Below are 395 nucleotides of genomic sequence, written 5' to 3'. Positions count from 1 at the left end.
GCCGGATTGTGGATGTGCACCGAAGCGCGCCGCGCGGCCAGGGCGGCGCGTTGCGCGGCCAGCCCATCCTGCACCGTCGGGTCCTTGGCGCTGTCCAGCGCGCGGCCCAGCAGACTCAGCTCATTCAGTTTCTGGGCGGCAAAGGACAGCCAGCTCTTGAGTTCGGCGTCCAGATCCGTTTCGTTTTCCAGCTCGACCGGCACGTGCAGCAGGGAGCACGACGGCGCCAACCACAGGCGGTCGCCCAATTGGCGCGCGACCGGAGCCAGCGTGGCGATGGCGGCGTCCAGGTCGGTGCGCCAGATGTTGCGGCCATTGATGATGCCTGCGGACAGCACCTGCCCGTCATTCAGGCCGGCGACCACCGCGGCCAGCTGCTCCGGCGCGCGCACCAG

The 395-nt window shown here is 69.6% G+C and carries 1 pseudogene; it reads right to left on the bottom strand.

Annotation, left to right across the window (positions count from 1 at the left end):
- Positions 1-395: pseudogene (locus B3446_RS13285) on the bottom strand (5-methyltetrahydropteroyltriglutamate--homocysteine S-methyltransferase); the annotation flags it as partial.

The sequence above is a fragment of the Achromobacter sp. UBA5777 genome, from assembly GCF_002418565.1.
In the GTDB taxonomy this organism is placed as follows: domain Bacteria; phylum Pseudomonadota; class Gammaproteobacteria; order Burkholderiales; family Burkholderiaceae_B; genus Achromobacter; species Achromobacter animicus.
The sequence above is the reverse complement of the archived record's forward strand: the minus strand, read 5'-3'. Positions and strand labels throughout refer to the sequence as shown.